The organism is Anaerophilus nitritigenes (assembly GCF_004138215.1).
Taxonomy (GTDB): domain Bacteria; phylum Bacillota; class Clostridia; order Peptostreptococcales; family Thermotaleaceae; genus Anaerophilus; species Anaerophilus nitritogenes.
This window is the reverse complement of the sequence record NZ_RYYS01000063.1, coordinates 12,329-37,585: the sequence shown is the minus strand read 5'-3', so window position 1 is coordinate 37,585 and position 25,257 is coordinate 12,329. Positions and strand designations below refer to the sequence as shown.

Genomic DNA, 25,257 nt, shown 5'->3' with positions numbered 1-25,257 from the left:
TTCTCAATTAAGAGGGTTTGATCATGAAGGTTATACATGCACCTATAATAGATAATATAGAGGTGATGATAAAGGTAAGTTTAAGTTCACCAGTACTTTGCATAATAAAAGGACCTGCTAGAGCAGCCAATCCATAAGCTTGATACATAATCCCATAGTTTGCTCCAAAATTTTTTATTCCATAAAAGTCACTAGTGATGGTTGGAAATACAGAAAGAAATCCACCGAAGCAAAAGGCAATACTACAAAGACAACTAAAAAAAAGTATGAAATTTAATGGAATGATACTCATCATAATCATGCAGATAGAAGTGATGATAAACATGATAAAAACTATTTTTATTCGACCTAATTTATCAGATAAGCTACCCCATATCAATCTACCTCCTGCATTAAAAAGGCCAATGAGAGCTACTGCATTTGCTGCAACAGAAGCGGTAAGATTAGCTAGTTGTATACCTATATCCTTTGCAAGACTGATGACTAAAAGACCACTTACACATGCCAAAAAGTACATAATCCAAAGTAAGTAAAAAGATTTTGTTTGAAGCATTTGTTGTACTGAAAAATTATGTACATCTATAGATTGAATATTTTCTATAATAGGAATATGATTCTTTGGTGGAAGAACTAAAAATTGAGCACCTATTAAAACAAAAGTAGTATAAATGATTCCTAGATAAAGAAAAGTATTAGAAATTCCATAAGAAAGAAGAAAAAATTCAATGATAGATTTAAAAAATAAACTTCCAATACCAAAAGCACCTACTATAATACCAGTAATAAAACCTTTTTTTTGGGGAAACCATTTTATACATGTAGAAAGAGGACATACATAAGAAAATCCTACTCCAGCTCCAGCGATGATACCATAGTAGATATATAACTCTATAATTGTTGTAGCAAAAGAAGAAAGGATGAGACCTCCACCATATAATACACCACCAATAGTAGCAACAACTTTTGGACCAATTTTATCCTGAAGTCTACCAGAAAACATAGTAGTAAACGCAAAAGTAAAAATAGTTATAGAAAAAGTAAGAATGACCTGGCTGTTTGTCCAGTTAAATTGATCTATGAGAGGTTGATTAAATAAACTCCACGAATAGATAGCACCTATAGAGATTTGTATGAAAATAGCACCTAGTACTATAAGCCAAGGGTTGATATATTTTTTTTCCATGAAAAGCCTCCTTATTATGATATCAATAAGTATTGTCTTTGTAATGTATTATAAAAAATAACCCACAAGGGGTTATTTTTATAGATACTAATATCTTTGATCTCTTTGTTTCATATCTTTTAATTTTTCATCACTATCTTTTAGAAAGTCAGATAACATATTTTCAAAGGATTGAGTAGGTTTTTTTGGAGCAGGTTTTGTATATTTTTTTTGACTTGGAGTTTCAGTAGCCTGCTTAATAGATAACTCAATTTTACTATCATCTTTGACTTTAAGAATTTTAACTTTTACCTGTTGACCCTCTTTTAAGTACGTATTGATATCTTTTACATAATCATTAGATACTTCTGAAATATGGCAAAGTCCAGTTCTTTCATCAGAAAGTTTTATAAAAGCACCATATTTAGTAATTCCTGAAACAATCCCATCGACGATTTCTCCACTTTGTAATAGCATTAAATCAATCTTCCTCCTTATATTATACATCTCTTACTATTATATGTTAGTTTAATTAGAATGTAAACATAAATACTAATATTCAAAAGTTTTCTTTTGATAAAATAGTAATATGCAAATTTTTCATAAATTTAAATGAACTTTTTTAAGATTATGATACTCTTATATAGGAAAGAGAGGTGATGATATGGATATACAAGATCTAGTTAAAAAATCAAAACAAGGAGATCAAGAAGCATTAGTAAAGTTAATTATGTCTAAAAAAGACGATTATTATAAATTGGCTTATGTTTATATGAAAAATAGTGAAGATGCAATGGATGCAATGGAAGATATGATTGTAATATTGTATGAAAATATACACAAGCTAAAAAAAGAAGATGCTTTTTATAGTTGGAGTAATACGATATTAGTCAATTGTTGTAAAAATATTTTAAGAAAAAACAAAAAGAATATAGCATTAGATTTTTTAAAAGATGGAATTTATGAAAGTAGATTTGACGAAAAAGAAGATCAGCTTATGATTCAAAGGTATTTATCAAGATTAAATTATAAGCATCAAGAGGCAATAAAGCTTCGTTATTTTTTAGATTTAGATTATGAAACCATTTCAAATATTCTTAAAGTTCCTTTAGGAACAGTAAAATCTCGCATTTCTATAGGAATAAAAAAGCTAAGAAAAATGTTGGAGGTGCAAGAATATGAATGAAATAGAAAAGATGTTAAAAGAAAATAAATCTCAAACAGATACATTACAGCCACCAGATGAATTAGAAGATCGACTAAGAAGTGCACTAAAAAAATCATGTACACATAAAAAAGTGAAAAAAAGATGGAAAATGAAAGTGGCTGTGGTATTGATTACTTTCATATTAGGAGGGTATTATATAGATACTTTAGCTTTTTATACAAAAAAATTAATTGGATATGATCAAGTGATGGATTCTAATTTAAAAGAATTGAATCAATTGGGAAATGGGCAGACAATCCAAAAAAGTTATACTTTTAAAAATGAAGTGATGGTTACACTAGATGGGGTTATGCTAGATGACAATCAGCTTTTAATGTTTTATACAATAAAAGATCCACATAAAAAAGTAGATCAATTAGAATTGGTTTCTCATAGCATAGAGGGATTATTAGGTGATTATGGTTTACAAAGAGGATATGGAAGTATAAATGATGACAAAACAGAAATGAAAATAATAAATACCTTTGAATCTCCTTCTATCTTTGAAAATAAATTAAAATGGACATTTAGATTAATGAAAAAAGATGTAGATGTTCAAGAGGAAGGAGAAATTACTTTTACTCTAAACAAAGATAAAGCTATGGGGTATACTTTAAAAAAAGACATCAATAAAAAAATAAAGATAGATAAAGGCCAAATCAAATTTAATTCTATTTTGGCATCAAAAACTATGACACGTATTGAAGGAAACATCCAAAATCCTATAGAATTGGTAAGAGACAATATAACTCAAAAAAGATTTAGACCAAATTATATAGAATTAGAATTGATTGTGAATGACAAAAAAATTGAAGAGCAAGGCTCAGGAATTAGTACTAGTAAAGATGGAATCAAATTTTACAAGAATTATGATCCTATTATAATAGATCTTAAGAAAGTTCAAATGAAATTTATAAGTTTAGAAGCAGATTATGATGTGAATGAAAAAATAAAGATTCAAAAAAATAATAAAAACAAATCTTTTAAAGTATTTAACCAAGATATTATAATAAATCAAGTTTCTCAATCAGAAGGAAAGACTTTTGTAACGATTACTACAAAAGAAGATGTAATTTTATCAAGAGTCAATCTGATGATAGATGAAAAAAAAGTGTCTCTTCAAAAGACTATTTCTGATAAATATGATAAAAATACACATAAAAGAACTCTTGTGTTTGAAGATATAGGAGAAAATCTAGAGTTAGATATTCAAAGGATGCGGTATAAAGAAATATATAATAAAACTATAGATATTCCAATAAATTAAAAGAGTTTGTTGATCTGATTGGAAAATAGATAAATCTTATGTATAATAATATTTGTGTTACGAATAAGAAGGAATAAAAATGGAAAAATAGATAGGATGAAAAAAATGAGACAAGAAGTATCTTTAAAAGTAAAATCAAAATTTGTAAACAAATTTAAAAGTGGATATCCATTAATTTTTAAGGAGGCAATTATAAATATAGGAGATCTACATGAAGAAGGTGTATTGGTTAGACTGATAGATGAAAAAAATAAATTTATTGGAAAAGGCTATTATGGAAAGCAAAATAAAGGATATGGCTGGATTTTAACTTTAAAAGAAAATGAAAAAATCAATGATGCTTTTTTTGAAAGAAAGATAGTTTCTGCCCTAAATCAAAGGGCAGGACTTTATCATGATCCTCATACTAATGCTTTTAGAGTATTTAATGGAGAAGGAGATGGAATCGGAGGGTTTACCATTGATTATTATAATGAATATTATTTAATAAACTGGTATAGCAAAGGAATTTATCAGTTTCAAGAAGAGATTATCCATGCCTTAAAAAAATTAGTTCCATTTAAAGCTATTTATCAGAAAAAGAGATTTGCCGAGGATGGTAAATATATAGAAGAAGATGGATTTGTAATAGGAGAAAGAGGACAATTTCCCATTATTGTAAAAGAAAACAATGTAAACTTTGCTATATATTTAAATGAAGGAGCTATGGTAGGAGTATTTTTAGATCAAAGAAATGTTAGAAAAAAAATAAAAGAGCAATATGCCAAAGGAAAGACGGTTTTAAATACTTTCTCTTATACAGGAGCTTTCTCTGTTTTTGCAGCTTTAGGAGGAGCAAAAAAAACTACTAGTGTAGATCTTGCAAATAGAAGCTTAAGTAAAACCATGGAACAATTTAGAATCAATGGAGTAAACTATGAAGATCATGATATTGTAGTAGAAGATGTATTTCACTATTTTCAATATGCTATAAAAAAAGAATTGAAGTTTGATATGGTCATTTTAGATCCTCCAAGCTTTGCAAAATCTAAAAATTTTAAATTTAGTGCAGCGAAGGATTATAAGGATCTTTTAAAAAATACAATTTCTATTACGAAAGATCATGGAATAATTGTAGCATCTACAAATTGTGCTACTTTTGATATGAATAAATTCAAAGGATTTATTAAGGCTGCATTTGGGGAGATGAATGAAAAATATAAAATTTTAGAAGAATACTCACTCCCTTTTGATTTTAAGACGATTAAAGAATTTGATGAAGGAAATTATTTAAAAGTAGTATTTATACAAAAAGATTAAATAACGCCCTCCTATGAAATAAAATTTCATAAGAGGGCGTTATATTATTTAAGTTCTCTTCCAGTTTCGTTTAAGTCAGAAATAGGAACTGTAATGTGTTGATTATTTTCTAAAACTTTCACATCCATCATTTTATTACTCTCCATACTTTCAAGCCACACAGACTCTCCATTATAAAGTACTTCAATATGGTCATTCCCATTTAAAATTTCTTCTGCTCTTTTTTTAATCATTTAAATCCTCCTATTCATATAATATTTATTTTCTATATTAGTATCTCCTATTCAATTTTAAATATAATGTTGAAAATTTAATATTTATGTAAAAAATGAATAGGTATGGGAAAAATTTTAAATTTATGAATCATACATAGCATGTTGTGAAAAATTTACATATAAAAATAAAAAAAAATTTTTTATTGAAGACTAAGATAACGATATTGATAATCATTATCAAAAATGTTATACTAAAGCATGTACAATATGTACCGCGGCAAAGTTTATATTATTTAGGAGGATGTTTAAAATGGCAAAAATAATGGGGCCTAGATTTAAATTAAGTAGAAGATTAGGAGTAAATATTTACGGCCATCCTAAAGCGTTAAAAAGAGGAGTAGCAACACATAAAAAATTATCAGAATATGGAGTACAATTAATCGAAAAGCAAAAAATCAAAGCATATTATGGAGTACTTGAGAGACAATTTAAAAGATATGTACAAGAGGCAATGAAGAGCAAAGAAAACCCAGGGGTTGCACTACTAAAAATATTAGAATGTAGATTAGATAATTTAGTATATAGAATAGGTTTTGCAAATTCTATACGTCAAGCAAGACAAATGGTAAATCATGGACATATTTTAGTAAATGGAAAAAAAGTAGATATTCCTTCTTATCGAGTAAAGGTAGGAGAGGAAATAACTCTAAAAGAAAAATATAGAAAAAATGAAATGTTTCAAAAAAATTTTTTAGAATTAAGAACTTTTGAACTTCCTTATATACAAAAAAATTATGAAAATTTTAGTGGACAACTTGTAAATATTCCAAATAGAGAAGAACTACCTATAGAAGTAAATGAAGTTGCAGTGATAGAGTTATTCTCTAAATAATCCAATAAAACCAAGACTTTTTTATTTTTTCTATGAAATGAGGGTGAAAGATTATGTGTAAATATAATAGTCATTATTACTGGGAAAATATGTTGATTAATAACAGAAATATATGGAATTCATATTTTATGAATTCATATAATAAAAAAAATTCTATATTTATCAATACAACAATTATTGATTATAAAAGAGATGTATTTGATAATAATTGGGCTTGTTATCCAGATATGAAGTCTATTTTAGGTTTTTTACAATATATTTATTTGCCAACAGCTTTTTATTATATATTAAATAAGGATTTAGAAAACATTATTACTCCCATATTTTCTAGTGAAGAACTAATTGACTATATTAAGGAAAAAAGTATGAATACATATGATCTAGAAATCATGGAAGAAATGATAAAAGAGTTAAGATTATGTTGGAATTTAGAGGAAGCTGTTTGCAAAAACAAGATAAAAGAATTTTGTGAAAAATTTAATTCTATATGGAATGACAAAGAAAATGTATTATATATAAATATTTTCTTTAAGCCCATAGAGATTTTAGATCATATTGTACAGGATTGTGAGTTTATAGAAGTTATAGAAGAAGAAATAGAAATGTCTAAACAAGATTTGTATGGTATTTTTGGAAACATTCATAACAGTATTTTTATGAAAAAAAATTTTATGAATTTTCTTCAAAATAAAATAGGGTGTATTGCTTAAAATCTCTTTGTTATTACAAAGAGATTTTAATTTAAAAAAAATATGTTATAATAATTAGGTGAATTTAATATGTAAGTCCACAAATCTACCATAAGGTAGGACTGGTTCGAGAACTCCCAGTATAAAAAACTAAGGATTTATATTTACAGTATAGCTGTATCCTTAGGGACGGCTTTTTTTGTTTTTTTAAAAAGCCCTGTTCTCAAATATGAGAAAAGGAGAATAAAAATGAAATGCAAAAAATAAAACCATTTCATGTAACTGTTGTAGGATTAGGAGTAGCATTAAATATAGTAGGTGCTTTTATAGCTCTTAATTTAAGACTTCCTATTTTATTAGATTCTATAGGAACCATTATGGTAGCTTCTATATTAGGACCATATTATGGGGTGTTGACAGGAGTGGGTGGAAGTTTGATAAGCGGTATGACTTTTGATATTTATTCCTTATATTTTTCACCTGTTCAAATTTTTGTAGGTTTTTTAGGTGGAGTTTTATTCCAAAGGGGATGGATGAAAAAGTTTAGGATGCCTATAGGAGTTTTAGTGATTTCTATTTTTTCATCTTTAGTAGGTGCAGGTATTGCAGCTTTTGTATTTGATGGAGTGACTTCATCAGGATCTTCTTATATTGTAGCTTTTTTATCAAATATAGGAGTAAATAAAGTCATCAGTGTATTTATTGTACAATTTTCAACAGATTATGTAGATAAATTTGTAGCAGTAGCATTGGTACTCCCTATGACTATGGGTATGCCTCAGAATATAAAAGAAAAGCTTATAAGGAGTTAAATATGGATCGATATAGTGTTATTGAAAATAAAAACAAAAGAGAGATTGTACTTTTGAAAGGATTTCATTGTATATGGGGTAAATGTAGCTTTTGTGATTATATATTAGACAACTCAGAAGATGAAAAAAAAATGAATAAAATTAATTTTGAAGTTTTAAAAAATATTACAGGGAAATATAAAGTACTAGAGGTTATCAATTCTGGTAGTTGTTTTGAACTTCCAAAGGATACATTAAAAAAAATAAAAGAAGTCATCCATGAAAAGAAAATTGAAAAATTATTTTTAGAAAGTCATTGGTGTTATAAAAACAGATTAAATGAAATGAGAGATTTTTTTCAAATTCCTATTGTATTTAAAATAGGAATAGAAACTTTTGATGATGATTTTAGAAACAGTATATTAAATAAAAATGCACATTTTAAAAATGCAGAGGAAGTAAAAAAATATTTTGATTCACCTTGCTTGATGGTAGGAATCAAGGGACAAACAAAGGATATGATTAAAAAGGATATAGAGATTATATTAAAACATTTTGATTATGCTACTATTAATGTATTTATTCCAAATACATGTAAACTTCAAAGAGATGAAGAGTTAGTAGGTTGGTTTATAAAAAATTATGAGTTTTTAAATGAAAATCCTCATATAGAAGTTTTGTATCATAATACAGATTTTGGAGTAGGAGACTAAAAAATTCTCATGTTCAATTGAATATGAGAATTTTTATATTAAATTATAAATCAAAAAGTAGATGATTTGTAAAGAAAACGAATATATATAGAAGTATTATACAAATTTGTAGTATAATAATAATGAGAAGGAGCAAGTTTAGATACAGGGGGATTATATGATGAAAAATAAAATAAAAAGAATTTTAATATTTATTCTTTTAGTATCACTACAATTTGGAATACAATATGGAACAAATCAATACAAAAAATTGGCTGATCATATAAATATAGATTTACATAGACAATTTGATTATTTTGGAGATGAATTGGAAAATATAAATGATTTTATTGCAAAAATATTGATTTCCAATCCAAAAGAATATGAAATAGTAATGAAAGAGAATATGATCAATGGACCAATATTATGGAATTTTAGAATATCCAATGAATATGCTTTTAACAAAAAGGGTGTAAATATTCAAGATAAATATTTAGATATAATATATGATTCAAATAACTCTATACAACATATTCTTAAAGATCATCATATAGATAAAGAAGAAGAAAAATATTTAAACACACTATTTGCATACAATGAAGAACTTATTCATTTGCATAAAAAATTAAATATAAATAATGAAATTAAAAAAGTAAAAAATAGATATATTGATTTTTCAAAAAAGGCAGATGAAATATTAAAAGATGAAAGATATAGTATCTTAAAAGATGATGAAATAGAAAAGGAACGAATTGAAGAAGTAGAAAATTCAATAGATTTAAAAACAGCTCAAAAAATTACCCAGGAAATTGTAGATGAAGTACTTCCAGTAAAGGTAGAATTATCCTTTGATGAAAAAAGTCAAAATGATCCCACAAAGTATCAATTTGATCGTATCTATATAAGAGAACATACTTATTATCGTGTGGAGTATGATAAAAAATATAACAGGGTATCTATGGATTTAGGTAGCTATACAGGAGATCCTATAAATTTGTCAGAAGAAAAATTAAATAAAATAGCAAAGAAAATTATTAGTAAATTTGATGATGGTTCATATATAAAAATGAAAGAAGATATAAATGGATTATATGAATCTAAAGATATTGTAGAAAAGGAATATTACTATATAAAAAAGATAGGAGATATTTATGATGAGACAAAAATATTTGGATTAAGACTTATAGAAAATGGAGATATAGATTCATTTTATATAGAAGGTATAATGATTGATGAAAATATACCTACACCTAAATATAATAAAGATCAAATACTCTCTAAAATACCTCAGAAAGATTTTATCAAAAAATGCATTTTAATTAGAACGAAAGAAGGAAAGTTAAAATATGAAGTGCAAATGAATATAAATGGTGTTTTGTATAGCAAGGTGTTTGATGGAGATACAGGGAAGGAAAAATATTTTGGAAGAAATATAAGATTATATGAGTAAAATTAAGGGCAAGAGTATATACTCTTGTTTTTTTATATAAAATTGATTTAAAATAGTTTTATATGTTATAATAGTACCAAATATTAGTACCAGATAATAAAACCAAGTAAAAAATAGGAGGAAGATCTATGAACATTCAAGATATAAAAGAATTATTACTGACTATAGATAAAACAAGTATCCAAAAGGTAGATATAGAACAAAAAGATATTAAAATTAGTATTTCAAAAGGAATAAGCACTGATTGTACCTATCAAACAAATGAAATAAATGAACAAAAGAGTGAAATAAAACCATCTATTCAAGAAGTAAATGAAAAATTAGAAATAAATACGGATGATACATATATTGTAAAAGCTCCTATTGTAGGAGTAGTTTATATGACTCCAAGTCCTGATGCAGATCCATTTGTAAGTGTAGGAGATACTGTAAAAAAAGGAGAGCCTCTTTGTATTATCGAGGCTATGAAGATTATGAATGAAATTCAAAGTGAAGAAGATGGTCAAATAGTAGAAATATTAGTTGAAAACGAAGATATTGTAGAATATGGACAACCCCTTATGAGAATTAGGAGGTAATTATATGTTTAAAAAGATATTAATTGCCAATAGAGGAGAGATTGCTTTAAGAATTATCAGAGCATGTAAAGAATTAGGAATAAAGACTGTAGCAGTGTATTCAGAAATTGACGAAGATTCTCTTCATGTACATATGGCAGATGAGGCTATATGTATAGGTCCTGCTATATCATCTAAAAGCTATTTAAATATAAAAAATATTATTAGTGCAGCAATGATTACAAAATCAGAAGCCATTCATCCTGGATATGGATTTTTATCAGAAAGTATTCAACTTGCAAAAATGTGTAAAGAAAATGGTATTAAGCTGATTGGACCTAGAGAAGAACATATAAAAAGAATGGGAGACAAAGCTGAGGCTAGAAAAACAATGATAAAAGCGGGTGTTCCTGTTGTTCCAGGATCAAAGGATGCTACCAATGATCCTTACAAAGCTTTAGAGGTAGCTAAAGAGATTGGATTTCCTGTGATGATCAAAGCTGTAAGTGGCGGTGGAGGAAGAGGAATGAGACTTGTTTATGATGAAAAAGATTTTATAAATTTTTTCATCATGGCAAAATCAGAATCCAAAGCTGCTTTTGATGATGATTCTATGTATGTAGAAAAATATATAGAAGAGCCAAGACATATAGAGTTTCAAATTTTAGCAGATGAACATAAAAATGTTATTCATTTAGGGGAAAGAGATTGTTCACTCCAAAGGAGAAACCAAAAAGTATTAGAGGAAGCTCCTTGTAGCTTGATTGATGATACTCTTAGAAAAGAAATGGGAGATACTGCCATAAAAGCAGCTAAAGCTGTAGGATATGTAAGTGCAGGAACCATTGAATTTTTATTAGATAAACATAAAAATTATTATTTTATAGAAATGAATACAAGAATTCAAGTAGAACACCCTATCACAGAATATATAACAGGAATAGATCTTATCAAAGAACAAATAAAAATTGCATATGGAGAAAAATTAAAATTTACCCAAGAAGATATAAAAATAAATGGTCATGCGATAGAATGTAGAATCAATGCTGAAGATACAAATAACAATTTTGCTCCATCTCCTGGGATGATTACAGATTATTTTATTCCGGGAGGAAATGGAATTCGTATGGATAGTCATATTTATAGTGGATACAAAATTCCTTCTACTTATGATTCTATGATTGGAAAATTAATTGTCTGGGGAAAAGATAGACAAGAGGCTATTTGCAGAATGAAAAGAGCCCTTGATGAAATGGTGATTATAGGAATTCATACAAATATAGATTTTCAAAGGGAAATTTTAAATCATGAGAAGTTTTTAAAAAATGAAATAGATACTTCTTTTATCGGAAAAGAAATGATGAAGTAGTATGGATATAGGGGAGATTAAAAATGTTACAAGATTTATTTCGAAAAAAAAAGTATGCAACAGTTCATTTATATGAAAATAAAGAGACAAAAAAGATGATAAGCATGCCTATCAAAAAGCCTGTTGAGAATATACAAGAAGAATTAGAAGATGAAGCTTTTATCAAATGCACAGGATGCTTAGAAAAAATATCAAAAGAAGATGTAAAAAATAATTTATATACTTGTCCTATTTGTGGAGAACACTTTAGAATAAATCCTAGAGATAGAATAAAAGCTTTATTAGATGAAAATAGCTTTATAGAATATGATAAAGATATGACAAGCTTTGATCCACTAAAGTTTGAAGGATATGAGAAAAAAGTTAAAAGTGCAAAAGAAAAAAGCAATGAATTAGAAGGTGTCATTACAGGCGAGGGAAAAATTAATGGTTTACCCCTTGTACTTTGTGTCATGAATTCAAATTTTATGATGGGAAGTATGGGCTGTGTGGTAGGAGAAAAAATTACAAGAGCCATTGAAAAAGCAATAGAAAAAAGACTTCCAGTCCTGATCTTTTGTGCATCAGGTGGAGCAAGAATGCAGGAAGGTATATTGTCTTTAATGCAGATGGCAAAGACTTCTGCTGCTTTAGGAAGATTAGGAGAAGAAGGATTGTTGTATATACCTGTTTTGACAGACCCTACCACTGGAGGAGTAACAGCAAGCTTTGCTATGCTTGGAGATATTATATTAGCAGAGCCTAAGGCGTTGATAGGATTTGCAGGACCAAGAGTTATTGAGCAAACCATAAGACAAACGCTTCCTGAAGGATTTCAAAGGTCGGAGTTTTTAAAGGAAAAAGGATTTGTAGATGAAATCGTTCATAGAAAAGATATGAAGAGAGTTTTACATGAAATATTATTGATTCATAAAGTGGGAGGTGAAAGGGATGAATAGTATCTTAGATTTTGAAAAGCCTATTTTAGAGTTAGAAGCAAAAATTGTGGATCTAGAAAATTTCTCGAAAGAAAATGAAATAAATCTTTCTAATGAAATAGATATTTTAAAGAACAAATTAATACAAATGAAAAAAGATGCTTATTCTAATCTAAAGCCTTGGCAAAGAGTAAAAATTGCAAGAATGCCTAAAAGACCTACTACTTTAGATTATATACAAAAAATCACATCATCCTTTATGGAGCTTCATGGAGATCGACTTTACAAAGATGATTCTGCAATCATTGGTGGAATCGGAATGATAGACCATATACCAGTTACAATTATAGGACATCAAAAGGGAAAGGATACAAATGAAAATATTCAAAGAAATTTTGGAATGGCTCATCCAGAAGGATATAGAAAAGCTTTAAGACTTATGAAGCAAGCAGAAAAGTTTAAAAGACCTATCATTACATTGATAGATACTCCAGGAGCTTATTGTGGAATAGAAGCAGAAGAAAGAGGTCAAGGGGAAGCAATAGCTACTAATATACTAAAAATGAGTCAGTTAAAAACTCCTATTATTTGTATTGTCATAGGAGAAGGTGGAAGTGGAGGAGCACTAGCATTAGGAGTAGGAGATCGAGTATGTATGCTTGAAAACTCAATTTACTCTGTCATATCTCCAGAAGGACTTTCAAGTATTCTTTGGAAGGATTCGTCACTAGCTCAAAAAGCAGCAGACATGATGAAGCTTACGGCAAAAGATCTACTAGATTTAAAGGTTATTGATCATGTGATTGAAGAACCTTTAGGAGGAGCCCATAAAGATGTAGAGTTTGTAGGAAAAAAGATAAAAGATTATATTGTAGATGAGTTAAATGGTTTAATGAAGTTAGATCATGAAGTACTTTTAAATCAAAGATATGACAAGTTTAGAAAAATAGGAAATGAGTAGAATATCTACTCATTTCCTATTTTTATTTCTTTTCCAACATATAAAGGTTCAAATTTATTTCCAAAGGATTGAGACAAATATGAAAGAGCATTAAAGCCAGTACAATGACCTGCACAAAGAAGTTCAATATTTGTCTTTGTTAGAGCATCTACTGTTTTTTCAATGATCGTATGATCTGCAGTAGATAGATGAAGACCTCCTATAAATCCATAAATATTAGGAATATTTGTAATATCACTAGTATGATTAATAATATTTACAACTCCTGAATGGCTACATCCAGATATGATTACAAGGCCTTTTCCTTTTACATTTATGATTAAGGATTGATCATCTAACATAATATCAGGAACAAGTTCACCATCATCAATTTTATACATATTTGGATAATTCTTTTCAAAATCTGTAGTTCTTTTTACTTCACCAGTAGATAGAACTCCTTCCATTAGTGAAAAAGGTTTGTTGACTAATACAAGCTTTCCTTTATGCTTTAATATTTCTTCTTTCTTATTTTCATAAGTTATACCTATATTTTTAATAAAAGAGTTTTTACAAGTAAAAGTATCTCTAAATAAAGTAGGGTGAGCAATAATAGGAATATCTTTATCAATTTCTTTTAAAATGCCTACAAGTCCTGTTGTATGATCATAATGACAATGAGATAAATAAATCATATCAATACTTTTAGGATCTATTTTAAGAAGATTCATATTATGAATTAGAGTTTCAGAAGATGGGCCTACATCAAATAAAATTCTTCTTTTTATGTTGCCACAGACAATATCTATTAAGAAAGAAAGACCATGTTGAGCCAGTAATGCATTAGGAAATGCTACTTGATTTTCTACAAGAGTTGTAATTTTTAGTCCATCTATTGCTTTTATAGAATACATCATAATCACCGTCCTTAATTATTTATATATAGATATTCTACATAAATACACAAAAATCCTTTATTCATAGTATAGAAGAGAAAAAATACAGAAATTTGAAGAAAGAAGGATATTGTAAAATAATATCGAATGAATTATATATGGAAAAATGTGAAAATAGAGGTGGATATTTTTATAATTATAAATAGGTTTAGATGATAAAGAACATGCTTAGGTATTGTATATATATTGAAGATGAGGACTATGATTTATAGTAAAGATATGAAATATATTAGTTAAAAGAAGGAGTTTATTATGGGATTAGAGATAAATTTATTGTGGAAATTAATCATATTCACTATAATTATACATTTTATTGATACACTTTCTTACTCTGTTCGATTAAATTCAGTAAAAAGTGGTAAATTTGCTTTGTCTATATCATTATTTAATATGATTGTATTGATTTCAAGAACAGCAAATATGATGCAAGGACCATTAATTGGACTTTTGATGGATAAAAGTATCAAGATGAATTATGACCCAATTATGGATATTAGGCAGGTTATATTGGCTACAACTATTGGAACATGTATGGGAATTTTATTTATTCCTACATTTTTAAAATTATTTTCAAAAGCAGTTTTAAAATTAGAAGAGACAGGATCTATACCTAGCTTAGTTGTTCAATCATTAAGTGTGGCAAATATTAAAAGAATTACTAAAAGTACAATAAGACCTTCTAAAAAAATGTTTATAGGATTAAGGTTTAAAAATATTCCCAAAAGATTATTGTTATTAAATACTTTTATTACAGGAGTGTATACGATAGGGGTTTTATCAGCATATTATGCAAGTATTTATGTACCAGAAAATAGGTTGGCAGTTTCTGCATCATCTGGAATGATTAATGGGATAGCAAGTATTTTACTAACATTATTTATAGATCCTAAAGCAGCATTAATAACAGATGAAGCATATAGAGGAAAAAGGGAATATGAAGATGTAAAGGCATTAGTGATTATGCTAATTGGAACTAAATTATTAGGAACACTACTGGCACAATTATTATTCTTGCCTGGAGCTAAGTTTATAGCATTTTTTTATAAATAAAGGGAGATTGAAGTAAAATGGAGATAATTTAGGAGTTTTTTATTGGTTTATTAAAAGTAAATTAAGGGGTTGCTAAAATGATCAGAAATATTCATAGAAGAAGTTAAAATACAATTTTTTAAAAAAATAATATCTGAAAATGGAATAAACATTAAAGGATGAAGGAAAAATGAAAAAGCTAATATGGATATATAAGAATATGATTATAGTATATGGGCTTGTATTGATAGGCGTAATTATATTATCTTTTCAAGGAATATCTTTTTATTCCCAAGATTTTAAATATATTTGTTACGGTTTGTATTTTGTTTTATCTATAATTACATTAAAATCTGTTTATTTTAATAAAAATAATATAATTCATAAAATTTGTATCTTTATATTACCCATACTTTCTATATTACTATTATTTATAGACAAGCTACTAATTATTCCCATTATTTTAATGATGTTTATATTAATTTTAAAAAAAGAAGATGAAAAAATAATTTATGTGATATTTTATATTTTTATAATTCTTATAGGTATAGTAGTATTCTCCATTACTACTATGTTTGATGATTTTAGAGAGGAAAAAATAGAAAGGACTTATTATTCTTATGATAAGACAAAGAGGATTATGGTAGTATCTGTAGATCTTGGGGCAATAGGTGGAGGAGTAAAAGTAATTTTGGAAAAAACTTATTTAGGATTATTTAAAACACAAGATAATATTTATATAGGACCATGGAATGACAAGCCTTATATAAGATGGATAGATAATAATTCTATTCAAATAAAAGATAAAGTTATAAAAATAGAATAATAATTTTAATAAGGAAAATGAACTTTCTATTATTACGAATAAGAAGTATTTTGTATTAAAACTAAAAAAGTTGAATTAGATTAATTTTATATATTTTTTTATCACTAAAGGGGGGGGATATGATGAATGAAGAAGAATCCATTATATATAAATTCAAACAAAAAAGCTTTATTGAAAAGATCATTATTATACTTTCTATAGGTAGCTTATGTGTAATTTTATTAGGGAAAGAGTCAAATATAAATAAGGATTTATCTGATATAGCTTTTATATTATTTTGTGCATTATCTTTTTTTATGATTCCATCTATGAGTTATCAGAAAATAATTAATAAAAAAGAATGTAGTAGGCTTTTAAATATAATATGGATGATTCAAGGAGTAAATGTTGTTGTATTTATAATTACTGCACATAGAGTATTGTTATCTAATGAATATTCATTGAATTTATCCTATTATTTTTTTATAGGATCTTATTTGTTATTAACGATCATAGGAATAGGGGGGATGGTATATAAAGATATAAAAGATACTAAAGAAATGACAGAAGAAGAAAAAAAGAAAAATAAGATGATAAGAATTTTAAAATATGTCAATATAGTAATATTTGTTGTATTTTTAGAATGGAGTACTATGCCTTTTATTTATACTACAGTAGGAGGAGAAGACTTAAAAGAAATAAAAAAACCTTCAAGTATAGGAATTTCTAAAGTATATGCACAAAAAAGAGGTTCAAATGAAAAAGATGAAAATGACAAAACTATCTATGATGATATTTTTATAGAAAAAATCGTTAGTCAAATCAATAAAAACGCACTAAAAAGTATTAAAGGAGTAGAGGCATTAAATTGTATCAAAAGGAATGAAAAGCTAGATTATTATATGATGGGAACGTTTTGGTTAGATGATGGAGGAAATTTTGCATCATTAGATATATATGAAGATGGTTATGTAGTATTTTGTACTTATTCATTTGAACAATCTTTTTTAGTAAGAAGATATTATAAAGTGAATATTGCTCAAGAAATTATAAACAAGATTATTTAGAAGTAGTATTTAAAGGAATGGAAAATAAAGAAGTAAACTCTTGAGTATAGGAGGAGTAAAAAATGATATTTAAAAGAATATTTAAAAATTTATTTTTGAAGAATCAGTGGAAAAACATATATACTACCCAGGATGTAGGACAATATGCAAAAATAAAAGGTATACTTGAACAGTATCAAATTGAAGTAAGGACAAAAATAAATAATGATCATATGAGCGGAATAGAGGTAAGTATAGGAATCAACAAAAAAAGAGTAAGTACATATCATATTTATGTAAAAGTAGAAGATGTACATAGAGCAAAAGATGTATTATAATAATGTACAAAAATTTTAGGAGATGAAGAAAATTTCTTTGGAGAGTGTTAAAAAATTTTTTGAGGAAAAAAATTTAAACTTTAAAACGTATGAAATGGATAAAAGTACTGCAACAGTAGAATTAGCAGCAAATGCTCATGGAATAGAACCAAAACTGATTGCAAAAACGATGGCTTTTAAATTAAAAGATAGAAGTATTTTGATTGTTACAAAAGGAGATGATTGGATATTTGTCTATAAGTCAAGGTGTAGCACAGGGGACATAAAGATTTAAAAGACATCTACAGGAGTAGATGTTTTTTTAGAAAGTAGGGGAAAGAAAATGAGAAGATTAAGAGAAATTATTTATATAAATGGAAATATAGATGAGAAAACATTTGTTTTTTATGGTATAGAATTTCGTGATTTTATCAATTATTTACCTAATCCAATTGATCATATATTGCTTTTAAAACATGAATATTTAGGAGATTTTCATTATCCAACAGGATTTCAATATGTAAAGGATGAAGAAGTTTTAGAACTAGCAAAAGAAGAGGTTTATAATTATGGAGACTTTTGCTGGGTAGATTTTGAAGATGAAAAAAATCTAGATGAATTAAGTAAACAAGACATAGCAGAAGTACTATATTTAGCTCATATGTATAAACCGTTGAAAACTCCATTTTTTGAAAAACTGAATAATAGATTTGCTTATTGTGCTCATGATGATGGTTGGTATGGGAAGATTTATTGTAAGGATATAGAAGAATTTGGGCATGTACTTGAGAAGGTTATTAAAAATTCTATATTAAAGTTAAGAAAAAGAAAATTAGTAGATATGGAATCTAATTTGAAAGAAAAACTATTAAAGTTGTCTGAGGATGGATTGTTGATAGAAGTATACAAAACATATAAAGATCAGAGAAGTATTTGGATTCCTATTCATACAATAGGTAAATTTACAGATATGGATCTGATGTATAATGATTTAAAAATACATAAAGCAAAAGCAAAATTTCAAGGATATTTAGTACATCAAAGCAAAAGATGGGTATTGAAGTAGAATGAAGGAAAAAATAAAAAAGTTAACATGGATATATAAAAATATGATTATAATATATGAGCTGATAATAATCGGAATAATTACATTAGCATTTAAAGGAATATCTTTTTGTTCTTACATCACCAGTTTTTGAAGAAAGAATTAAACATGGAATTTGGTTATACAAAAATAAGTATGTTGATAAGTTAATTTTTACTGGTGGAAAAGGAGAAAATAATAAAATTTCATAATCGATGGTAGCAAGAAATTATGCAATAAAAAATTTAGTTCCTAGTAAAGATATTTTAATAGAAGAACAATCTAGAATCACTCAAGAAAATATACTTTATGCTACTAAAATTGCAAAAAATAATGAAATTTCTAGTGTTATCTTAGTTAGTGATCCGTTGCATATGAAAAGAGCTATGTTAATGGCAAAAGATTATGGATTCAAAGCTTATTTTTCTCCTACACCTACAAGCAAATATATAACATTAAAAAGCAAACTATTATTCTTGGCAAGAGAGGTATTTTATTATATTGGATATCAGATTTATAGGTTATTATAGATATTTTTATATAAAATCATGAGGGGAAGGCAAATGGGGATGAAAAAAGAGCTTAGTATACAAAGGAGATAGTGTATGTTTTTAAAAAATTTAAAGAAAAATATGATTTTACCTAAAAAAGAAATTTTTATAAATAAAATAGTAAATATTAGAGGAATTGATGTACATTTACTTTCTATTACTTTAGAAGATCATAAAAGTGTATTATGGGTCATGTATCAAAAGCCTTGCTGTGTTGATGAAGAAATATATGAAGAAGAAAGAATAGAAAGTAGGACAAACAAAGATGAAATGATGAATCATATGAGAGAAGGAATGAATGATATAAATATTTATATATCTGAAATAATTATTCAAAACCAAAAGATGAAATTTATTTCTTCGAGTGCAGGGTATGTAAGGGATTATGAAGGGTATATGAAGCTACAGCATTTTATAGAAAAGGGAATAGATACAACAAATTGGAATGAAGTCCATTTGGATGATATAGTGATTGCAGCTTATGAGCAAAAAGAAAATGAAGAATTTCCTAAAATAGATTATTCAAAGAAATTAGATATTACTTTAACGGTTAGTGAAGATTTTAAAGAGGTACTAATCAATCAGCCAATATGCCTTGAATTTGGTGAAATAGAAAGAGGAAACAAGTTTTACTTTTATGATTCTATCGAAAAGAAAAATCGAATTTTTTATATTGACAAGATAGAGCATTATGATGTTTGGGAAGAAGTAGAGAATACATTTGAAAAGGAAATGATGAAAGTTTTGTCAGAGGAACAAGTTAAGGAGATGAAAGAAGGATATTTAGATGTGATTGAGAAAAATTGTCCCAAAGGAATGAATTTAGCAATGCTTGAATATGAAACAGAAGATGATATACAGCTTAATTTCTATTCTAAGAAATATTTAGATGATAGACCAGTACAGAAATCTTCTTCATGTTCTATCATGTTTTTTAAATCAGATAGAGAACTTGGAAGCAATGGATTTCAGAGTCGATTGTGTAAGATTAAACCAGTAGAAAAAGATTTTAAGGGTAATATTGATGTGGAATTGTTTTCATGGTTTAAGAAAATTCCAGAAGAAATCATAAAAATTGAAATTTGATATTTAATATTTAATAAAATCACCCATTTATATGTGAATAGGGTGATTTTTGTTGGAGATAGAATAAATAAAAATGAATATTCAATCTATTTACAAAATTTTAAAATGTGCCCATCATTCTTTAAATTGACACTTTTTGAAATAATTACTATAATGATTATTAGGGAGTAGTTACTGTAGTAGTTACTACTTAAATATATGAAGAGGTGGGAGGACTATATGCAAGCACAATGCATAAAAAAGCTAAGCCTAAGAGATGGAGTTATGGCAGGAGTGCCTATTTTTATAGGATATTTTCCAATTGCTATGGCATTTGGAATTTTATCAAAGACAGTAGGAATCTCCATGAAGGATAGTTTTTTAATATCTGTTTTTGTGTTTGGAGGAGCAAGTCAATTTATAGCTTTAAATTTATTGACTTTAGGGGTAGGAATAGGAGAAATTATAGTAACAACCTTATTAGTAAATTTTCGTTATTTTTTAATGAGTGCATCACTTGCTACAAAGATGACAGATGCTATTAAAAAATGGATTCCAGTTATTGCATTTGGTGTAACAGATGAAATTTTTTCAATAGCATCATTTAAGCATGAAGAAATTACAAAAGAGTTTATGTTGCCATTACAATTTTTGGGATATTTTTCTTGGGTAACAGGTACAGTTATGGGATACTGGTTAGGAGGAATACTGCCAGAGAATATAAAAGATAGTATGGGTATAGCTTTGTATGCTATGTTTATAGCTATTTTAATACCAGAAGCTAAAAAGTCTAAATTGATTACATTTTTAATTGGTTTGTCAGGTTTAGTCAATACTTTATTAAAAAAATTAACAACTTTGCCCCCAGGATGGACTTTAATAGTAAGTATTATTTCTATATCTTTATTAGGTTCATGTTTATTAAAAGAAGAGGAAGTGAATGGAGATGAATAATTATATTCTATTGATTGTAGGAATGATGATCGTTACGTATATACCTAAATTAATTCCATTTTTTATCCTTTCTAAAGAAAAAATACCTACTAAGCTAAATAAATTTTTAAAATTAATTCCCTATACAGCTTTAGGAGCACTTCTAATTCCTGATGTATTTTATACGACTCCTAGTATACCCCAGGCATCCATACTAGGAATTGGATTTGCAGCTATATATGTATGGCATAAAGGGGGTATAATTATACCTATATTAGGTTCAATTTTTGTAACATTTATAGTTATTTTAGTTCATACAGGATAAAGATAGGTGGGTATAATATGAATGATGCTCTATTGATTGTTGAAGATTTAAAAAATTTAGGATTAACAGAGTATGAAGCAAAGGCATATTTAAGTCTTTTAGAAGAATATCCAGTCAATGGGTATACATTAAGTAAAACATCGGGTATCCCCAGATCAAGAATCTATGAGGTATTAGATAGTTTAAAGAATAAACAATTAGTATTTGAACAAATGGAAGATACTATGAGTGTATATAAACCTCTAGATCCAAAATTATTGATTGGTAAGTTTAAAAAGAGTTTTGATAGCATATTTTATCATATTGAGGAATATTCTAAAAAAGTTTATCTAAAAGAAGAAAATGATCATAAATTAATAGTGATTCAAGGAAGAGATAAGATTATTGATTTTTTAAATTTATTGATTCATGATGCAAAAAGGCGTATTGTACTTTCTATATGGGAAGAAGAAATCAATGATATTTCACAAGCATTAAATGATGCCATTCAAAGAGGAGTTGTGTTAAGAGGGATGTATTTTGGAAGAAATAATCCTTATGAACAGTTAGTAACTCATAGAAGAATAGAAAGACATCTGTCAGAAAAAAAAGAAAGATATATGACAGTTACAGTGGATGGGATTCATGTATTATATGGAATTATATCTAGAGGAGAAGACAGTCAAATTACATGGGCAAAAGATCCTGATTTTGTAGATATGAGTGAAGATTATGTTGTTCATGATTTGATGGTGAATCTTTATGCCAATCAATTGGATATAAAACAAAGAGAAGAATATGAAAAATTTTTAGATCATGTAAGAAAGGAATACTTTGCTTTTACAGAAGAAGAATTTAAAAAGTTTAAATAAAAAATAGCTTGTATGGGAAAATCACCCCAAAGAAATATGTTTAGATAAGAAGGGGGTGATTTTTGATTTATAGAAAAATATATTTTTATTTAGGAATAGGCATTATAAAAACAATTTGCTGAATACGAACAAAAGTTGGTTCATCATCATCAAGTTCTTTTAAGACGACATGATCAGGTTTTACATCTATTAGCACTCCCTGAACAACTCCTCTGACTGTATCTACAATTATTCTTTTTCCAATTATGGTTTGTAAAGTCTGAACTACATAGGGATCAACTAAAGAGCAAGTTTGAATAGGAAATGTATTAGGATTTATCATATGGCTAAAATACATTATTAAGATCCTCCTTTATTTTTGATTAATATTAGAGTATGTATTAAAAATATATTTGTTACATTATTTTGAACTAATAAAAATAATCACTAAATCACTCACCTTTATCATATTTATATATGAAGGGGGTGATTTTTTGCGTTACAGAAGATACGGTCATAAAAAAATGAAAGGCAGCTTAAAAGTGTTTATAAGTATCATACTTATTTTTTTAGTACTTATATATGGATTTTTATTAATTGACACAAAAATTAAGCCTGCTTTTTTAGCAATAGCAGAAGTAAAGGCAAGAGAAATTGCAACAAGAGCTATTAATGAATCGGTAAATTCTAAAATCTCTGAAGATATTAAATATCAGGATTTGATTTCTATAAGAACAGATAATGAAGGAAATGTGACTATGATGCAGGCTAATACCATCATGATGAATAAAATTGCCTCCGAAGTAGCTTTAACTGTTCAAGATAATATTCGTCAAATCAAAACATCTAATGTTAGTGTTCCCCTAGGTACAGTGTTTGAAAGTCAAATTCTTGCAAAATATGGTCCTAGAATTAATATTAATGTTACCCCCATTGGAATGGTAAATGTAAATTTTAAGACGGAATTTGAACAATCTGGAATTAATCAAACAAGACATAAGATTTATCTTGTAGTAAGAACACAAGTGAGAATTATTGTTCCTTTTTCTTCAAATCCTGCTATGGTAGAAACTTCTATACCAGTTGCAGAAACTATTATTGTAGGAAGAGTACCAGAAAATTATATTTTTGTACCAAAAGAGCAAATGCTCAATTTAGCTCCAAATAGCATGAGAAAATAATAAATATTTTTCAATATAAACCTTCATTCTTTAAATAGAGAATGAAGGTTTATTGTCGTTAAATTAAAAAAACTTAGACAATTGAATAAATTGGAAGATTTAAATGGATTGATGCATATTGAAAAAATATAATCCTTATAATATAATAGATCAATACAAGTCGAAAAATGTCTAAAAATTGCAAGAATCATAACAAATTTTTTAAAAAATAGACAAAGGAGGAATTACATGTCAAATATAAATAAAGAACAGCCCAGAGAACAGTGGGGGTCAAAAATTGGATTTATTTTGGCAGCAGCCGGATCAGCAGTTGGATTAGGTAATTTGTGGAAATTTCCGTATGTAGCAGGAAAAAATGGGGGAGGTGCTTTCGTACTCATTTATTTTATTATATTGTTTTTAGTAGGCTTTACATTGATGATTGCAGAAATTGCGTTAGGAAGATCTACTCAGCTCAATGCAATAGGAGCATATAGAAAAATCAAAAATAGCTGGGGATGGGTAGGTAGTTTAGGGGTTGTGGCTGCATTTTTAATTCTCTCATTTTATAGTGTAATTGGAGGATGGGTTATTAATTATACTATAAAATCTTTAACAGGAGCTTTACAAGTTACAGATGCACAAGTTCTTGGTACTATGTTTGAAAATCTTATTACAGGGACAACAGAACCTATCTTCTTTCATGGACTTTTTATGATTGCTACGCTACTCATTGTATTAGGGGGAGTAGGAGGAGGTATAGAAAAGTCTAGTAAAATTTTTATGCCATGTCTTTTTGTGATTATTATTATATTAGCTATTCGTTCTATGACTCTTCCTGGAGCAAGTGAAGGAATTAAATATTTATTAGTTCCAGATTTTTCAAAGATTACCATAGGTGTAGTATTAGATGCATTAGGACAAGTATTTTTTTCTTTAAGCTTAGGAATGGGATGTATGATTACCTATGGAAGCTATTTAGGAAAAGATTCTAACATTTCACAAAGCTCTATTATTATTCCGCTTATTGATACAGGGGTTGCCATTTTAGCTGGACTTGCAGTACTTCCAGCAGTATTTGCTTTTGGATTTGATCCATCTTCAGGACCAGGACTTATATTTGTTACTTTCCCAGCAGTATTTGCAAAAATGCCTTTTGGCTCTATTTTTGAAGTGATGTTTTTCTTACTTGTATTATTTGCAGCTTTATCTTCTTCTATTTCTATGTTAGAGGTTGTTGTAGCATATGTAGTAGATGAATGGAAAATAAATAGAAAAATGGCAACTTTTTTTATAGCGTTTCTTATATTTTTATTAGGAATTCCTGCAGCTTTATCTTTTGGACCATGGTCACATATTAATATTTTACCTGGAAGAGGATTTTTCGATACATTTGATTTTGTTGCAAGCAATATATTACTTCCTTTAGGAGGACTTTTATTGTGTATATTTGTAGGTTGGATTTGGGGAACGGAAAAAGCTATAAAAGAAGTAAAAAATAATGGAGAGGTTTCATTTAGATGGGCTGGAATATGGTCATTTTTAGTAAAATATATAGGACCAATAGCTATTTTAATTGTAATGATACGTTCATTTTTGTAAGATCGAGATATTTCTCGGTCTTTTTTCTTTTTATTTTAAAATATATGCAAGATCTACCTATAATCGTTTATAATAAAGAGATAGAACAAAATAAGGTTGGTGATTGT

The 25,257-nt window shown here is 27.5% G+C and carries 29 protein-coding genes, 1 pseudogene and 1 riboswitch; of the genes and pseudogenes, 25 read left to right on the top strand and 5 right to left on the bottom strand.

Annotation, left to right across the window (positions count from 1 at the left end):
- Positions 1 to 7 precede the first annotated feature (7 nt).
- Positions 8 to 1,183, bottom strand: a complete 1,176-nt coding sequence (locus EK368_RS09480) for an L-lactate MFS transporter (RefSeq protein ID WP_129598887.1) — start codon at positions 1,181 to 1,183, stop codon at positions 8 to 10.
- Between the two features lie 87 nt (positions 1,184 to 1,270).
- Positions 1,271 to 1,639, bottom strand: a complete 369-nt coding sequence (locus EK368_RS09475) for a S1 RNA-binding domain-containing protein (protein WP_129598884.1) — start codon at positions 1,637 to 1,639, stop codon at positions 1,271 to 1,273.
- A 187-nt stretch (positions 1,640 to 1,826) separates the two neighbouring features.
- On the opposite strand from EK368_RS09475, the gene EK368_RS09470 reads away from it, so the two are divergent.
- From EK368_RS09470 to EK368_RS09460, 3 genes are all read left to right on the top strand, one after another.
- Positions 1,827 to 2,348, top strand: coding sequence for an RNA polymerase sigma factor (locus EK368_RS09470; protein WP_129598882.1), 522 nt, complete (start codon positions 1,827 to 1,829; stop codon positions 2,346 to 2,348).
- Positions 2,341 to 3,636 (top strand): DUF4179 domain-containing protein, encoded by a 1,296-nt coding sequence (locus EK368_RS09465; protein ID WP_129598879.1) that lies wholly within the window; start codon positions 2,341 to 2,343, stop codon positions 3,634 to 3,636. The genes EK368_RS09470 and EK368_RS09465 overlap by 8 nt, the downstream gene beginning before the upstream one ends.
- A gap of 105 nt (positions 3,637 to 3,741) precedes the next feature.
- Complete coding sequence (locus EK368_RS09460; RefSeq protein WP_129598877.1) at positions 3,742 to 4,935, top strand: class I SAM-dependent rRNA methyltransferase; 1,194 nt, start codon at positions 3,742 to 3,744, stop codon at positions 4,933 to 4,935.
- A 44-nt stretch (positions 4,936 to 4,979) separates the two neighbouring features.
- On the opposite strand, the gene EK368_RS09455 is transcribed toward EK368_RS09460, so the two are convergent.
- Complete coding sequence (locus tag EK368_RS09455) at positions 4,980 to 5,168, bottom strand: small, acid-soluble spore protein, H family (RefSeq protein ID WP_129598874.1); 189 nt, start codon at positions 5,166 to 5,168, stop codon at positions 4,980 to 4,982.
- Positions 5,169 to 5,460: 292 nt separating this feature from the next.
- Here EK368_RS09455 and rpsD point away from each other — a divergent pair, with 292 nt between their 5' ends.
- The 9 genes from rpsD to EK368_RS09410 all read left to right on the top strand — a co-directional run bounded on the left by rpsD (position 5,461) and on the right by EK368_RS09410 (position 13,468).
- A complete protein-coding gene (rpsD, locus tag EK368_RS09450) occupies positions 5,461 to 6,042 on the top strand; it encodes a 30S ribosomal protein S4 (RefSeq protein ID WP_129598872.1) in 582 nt (193 codons plus the stop codon).
- A 53-nt stretch (positions 6,043 to 6,095) separates the two neighbouring features.
- A complete protein-coding gene (locus EK368_RS09445) occupies positions 6,096 to 6,752 on the top strand; it encodes a hypothetical protein (protein WP_129598870.1) in 657 nt (218 codons plus the stop codon).
- A 95-nt stretch (positions 6,753 to 6,847) separates the two neighbouring features.
- Positions 6,848 to 6,891, top strand: a riboswitch (PreQ1 riboswitch).
- A gap of 94 nt (positions 6,892 to 6,985) precedes the next feature.
- Positions 6,986 to 7,543, top strand: a complete 558-nt coding sequence (locus EK368_RS09440; RefSeq protein WP_129598867.1) for an ECF transporter S component — start codon at positions 6,986 to 6,988, stop codon at positions 7,541 to 7,543.
- A gap of 2 nt (positions 7,544 to 7,545) precedes the next feature.
- Positions 7,546 to 8,235: a radical SAM protein gene (locus tag EK368_RS09435; protein WP_129598865.1), complete on the top strand. Its 690-nt coding sequence runs from the start codon at positions 7,546 to 7,548 to the stop codon at positions 8,233 to 8,235.
- A 160-nt stretch (positions 8,236 to 8,395) separates the two neighbouring features.
- The gene (locus EK368_RS09430; protein ID WP_129598862.1) at positions 8,396 to 9,664 is read left to right on the top strand and encodes a hypothetical protein; all 1,269 of its coding nucleotides are present in this window, start codon (positions 8,396 to 8,398) and stop codon (positions 9,662 to 9,664) included.
- Positions 9,665 to 9,792: 128 nt separating this feature from the next.
- Positions 9,793 to 10,242 carry an acetyl-CoA carboxylase biotin carboxyl carrier protein gene (accB, locus tag EK368_RS09425; RefSeq protein WP_129598859.1) on the top strand — a complete coding sequence of 150 codons (450 nt, stop codon included), beginning with the start codon at positions 9,793 to 9,795 and terminating at the stop codon, positions 10,240 to 10,242.
- 4 nt (positions 10,243 to 10,246) lie between these two features.
- Positions 10,247 to 11,590 carry an acetyl-CoA carboxylase biotin carboxylase subunit gene (locus EK368_RS09420; RefSeq protein ID WP_129598856.1) on the top strand — a complete coding sequence of 448 codons (1,344 nt, stop codon included), beginning with the start codon at positions 10,247 to 10,249 and terminating at the stop codon, positions 11,588 to 11,590.
- Positions 11,591 to 11,613: 23 nt separating this feature from the next.
- Positions 11,614 to 12,528: an acetyl-CoA carboxylase, carboxyltransferase subunit beta gene (gene accD, locus EK368_RS09415; RefSeq protein ID WP_129598853.1), complete on the top strand. Its 915-nt coding sequence runs from the start codon at positions 11,614 to 11,616 to the stop codon at positions 12,526 to 12,528.
- The gene (locus tag EK368_RS09410; protein WP_202976458.1) at positions 12,521 to 13,468 is read left to right on the top strand and encodes an acetyl-CoA carboxylase carboxyltransferase subunit alpha; all 948 of its coding nucleotides are present in this window, start codon (positions 12,521 to 12,523) and stop codon (positions 13,466 to 13,468) included. The genes accD and EK368_RS09410 overlap by 8 nt, the downstream gene beginning before the upstream one ends.
- Before the next feature lie 5 nt (positions 13,469 to 13,473).
- Here the strand turns inward: EK368_RS09410 and EK368_RS09405 are convergent, their stop codons facing one another.
- Entirely contained in the window at positions 13,474 to 14,364 is an 891-nt protein-coding gene (locus EK368_RS09405) for an MBL fold metallo-hydrolase (protein ID WP_129598851.1), read from the bottom strand.
- A 291-nt stretch (positions 14,365 to 14,655) separates the two neighbouring features.
- Between EK368_RS09405 and EK368_RS09400 the strand changes: the two genes are divergently transcribed.
- The 11 genes and pseudogenes from EK368_RS09400 (at position 14,656) to EK368_RS09350 (ending at position 22,409) form a co-directional block, all read left to right on the top strand.
- On the top strand, positions 14,656 to 15,453 hold the full coding sequence (locus EK368_RS09400) for a lipid II flippase Amj family protein (protein WP_129598848.1): 798 nt from the start codon (positions 14,656 to 14,658) through the stop codon (positions 15,451 to 15,453).
- Positions 15,454 to 15,622: 169 nt separating this feature from the next.
- Positions 15,623 to 16,258: a DUF5412 family protein gene (locus EK368_RS09395; protein WP_129598845.1), complete on the top strand. Its 636-nt coding sequence runs from the start codon at positions 15,623 to 15,625 to the stop codon at positions 16,256 to 16,258.
- A gap of 122 nt (positions 16,259 to 16,380) precedes the next feature.
- A complete protein-coding gene (locus EK368_RS09390; RefSeq protein ID WP_129598842.1) occupies positions 16,381 to 17,304 on the top strand; it encodes a hypothetical protein in 924 nt (307 codons plus the stop codon).
- 62 nt (positions 17,305 to 17,366) lie between these two features.
- On the top strand, positions 17,367 to 17,621 hold the full coding sequence (locus tag EK368_RS09385) for a putative signal transducing protein (RefSeq protein ID WP_129598839.1): 255 nt from the start codon (positions 17,367 to 17,369) through the stop codon (positions 17,619 to 17,621).
- A gap of 31 nt (positions 17,622 to 17,652) precedes the next feature.
- Positions 17,653 to 17,841 (top strand): annotated as a pseudogene (locus EK368_RS09380) (YbaK/EbsC family protein); the annotation flags it as partial.
- Positions 17,842 to 17,943: 102 nt separating this feature from the next.
- Positions 17,944 to 18,666 carry a peptide ABC transporter permease gene (locus tag EK368_RS09375; protein ID WP_129598837.1) on the top strand — a complete coding sequence of 241 codons (723 nt, stop codon included), beginning with the start codon at positions 17,944 to 17,946 and terminating at the stop codon, positions 18,664 to 18,666.
- Positions 18,667 to 18,899: 233 nt separating this feature from the next.
- Positions 18,900 to 19,214, top strand: a complete 315-nt coding sequence (locus EK368_RS09370; RefSeq protein WP_202976456.1) for a YdcF family protein — start codon at positions 18,900 to 18,902, stop codon at positions 19,212 to 19,214.
- Positions 19,215 to 19,289: 75 nt separating this feature from the next.
- On the top strand, positions 19,290 to 20,321 hold the full coding sequence (locus EK368_RS09365; RefSeq protein WP_129598834.1) for a hypothetical protein: 1,032 nt from the start codon (positions 19,290 to 19,292) through the stop codon (positions 20,319 to 20,321).
- A gap of 219 nt (positions 20,322 to 20,540) precedes the next feature.
- Positions 20,541 to 21,254: an AzlC family ABC transporter permease gene (locus EK368_RS09360; protein WP_129598831.1), complete on the top strand. Its 714-nt coding sequence runs from the start codon at positions 20,541 to 20,543 to the stop codon at positions 21,252 to 21,254.
- A complete protein-coding gene (locus EK368_RS09355; protein ID WP_202976455.1) occupies positions 21,241 to 21,558 on the top strand; it encodes an AzlD domain-containing protein in 318 nt (105 codons plus the stop codon). Before EK368_RS09360 ends, EK368_RS09355 begins: the two co-directional genes overlap by 14 nt.
- 17 nt (positions 21,559 to 21,575) lie before the next feature.
- Complete coding sequence (locus EK368_RS09350) at positions 21,576 to 22,409, top strand: TrmB family transcriptional regulator (protein WP_129598828.1); 834 nt, start codon at positions 21,576 to 21,578, stop codon at positions 22,407 to 22,409.
- Positions 22,410 to 22,494: 85 nt separating this feature from the next.
- On the opposite strand, the gene EK368_RS09345 is transcribed toward EK368_RS09350, so the two are convergent.
- Positions 22,495 to 22,746 (bottom strand): DUF2642 domain-containing protein, encoded by a 252-nt coding sequence (locus EK368_RS09345; RefSeq protein WP_202976454.1) that lies wholly within the window; start codon positions 22,744 to 22,746, stop codon positions 22,495 to 22,497.
- A gap of 136 nt (positions 22,747 to 22,882) precedes the next feature.
- Here EK368_RS09345 and yunB point away from each other — a divergent pair, with 136 nt between their 5' ends.
- Together yunB and EK368_RS09335 are read left to right on the top strand one after the other, a co-directional pair.
- The gene (gene yunB / locus EK368_RS09340; RefSeq protein WP_243109395.1) at positions 22,883 to 23,569 is read left to right on the top strand and encodes a sporulation protein YunB; all 687 of its coding nucleotides are present in this window, start codon (positions 22,883 to 22,885) and stop codon (positions 23,567 to 23,569) included.
- A 228-nt stretch (positions 23,570 to 23,797) separates the two neighbouring features.
- Entirely contained in the window at positions 23,798 to 25,150 is a 1,353-nt protein-coding gene (locus EK368_RS09335; RefSeq protein ID WP_129598824.1) for a sodium-dependent transporter, read from the top strand.
- Positions 25,151 to 25,257: the final 107 nt, after the last annotated feature.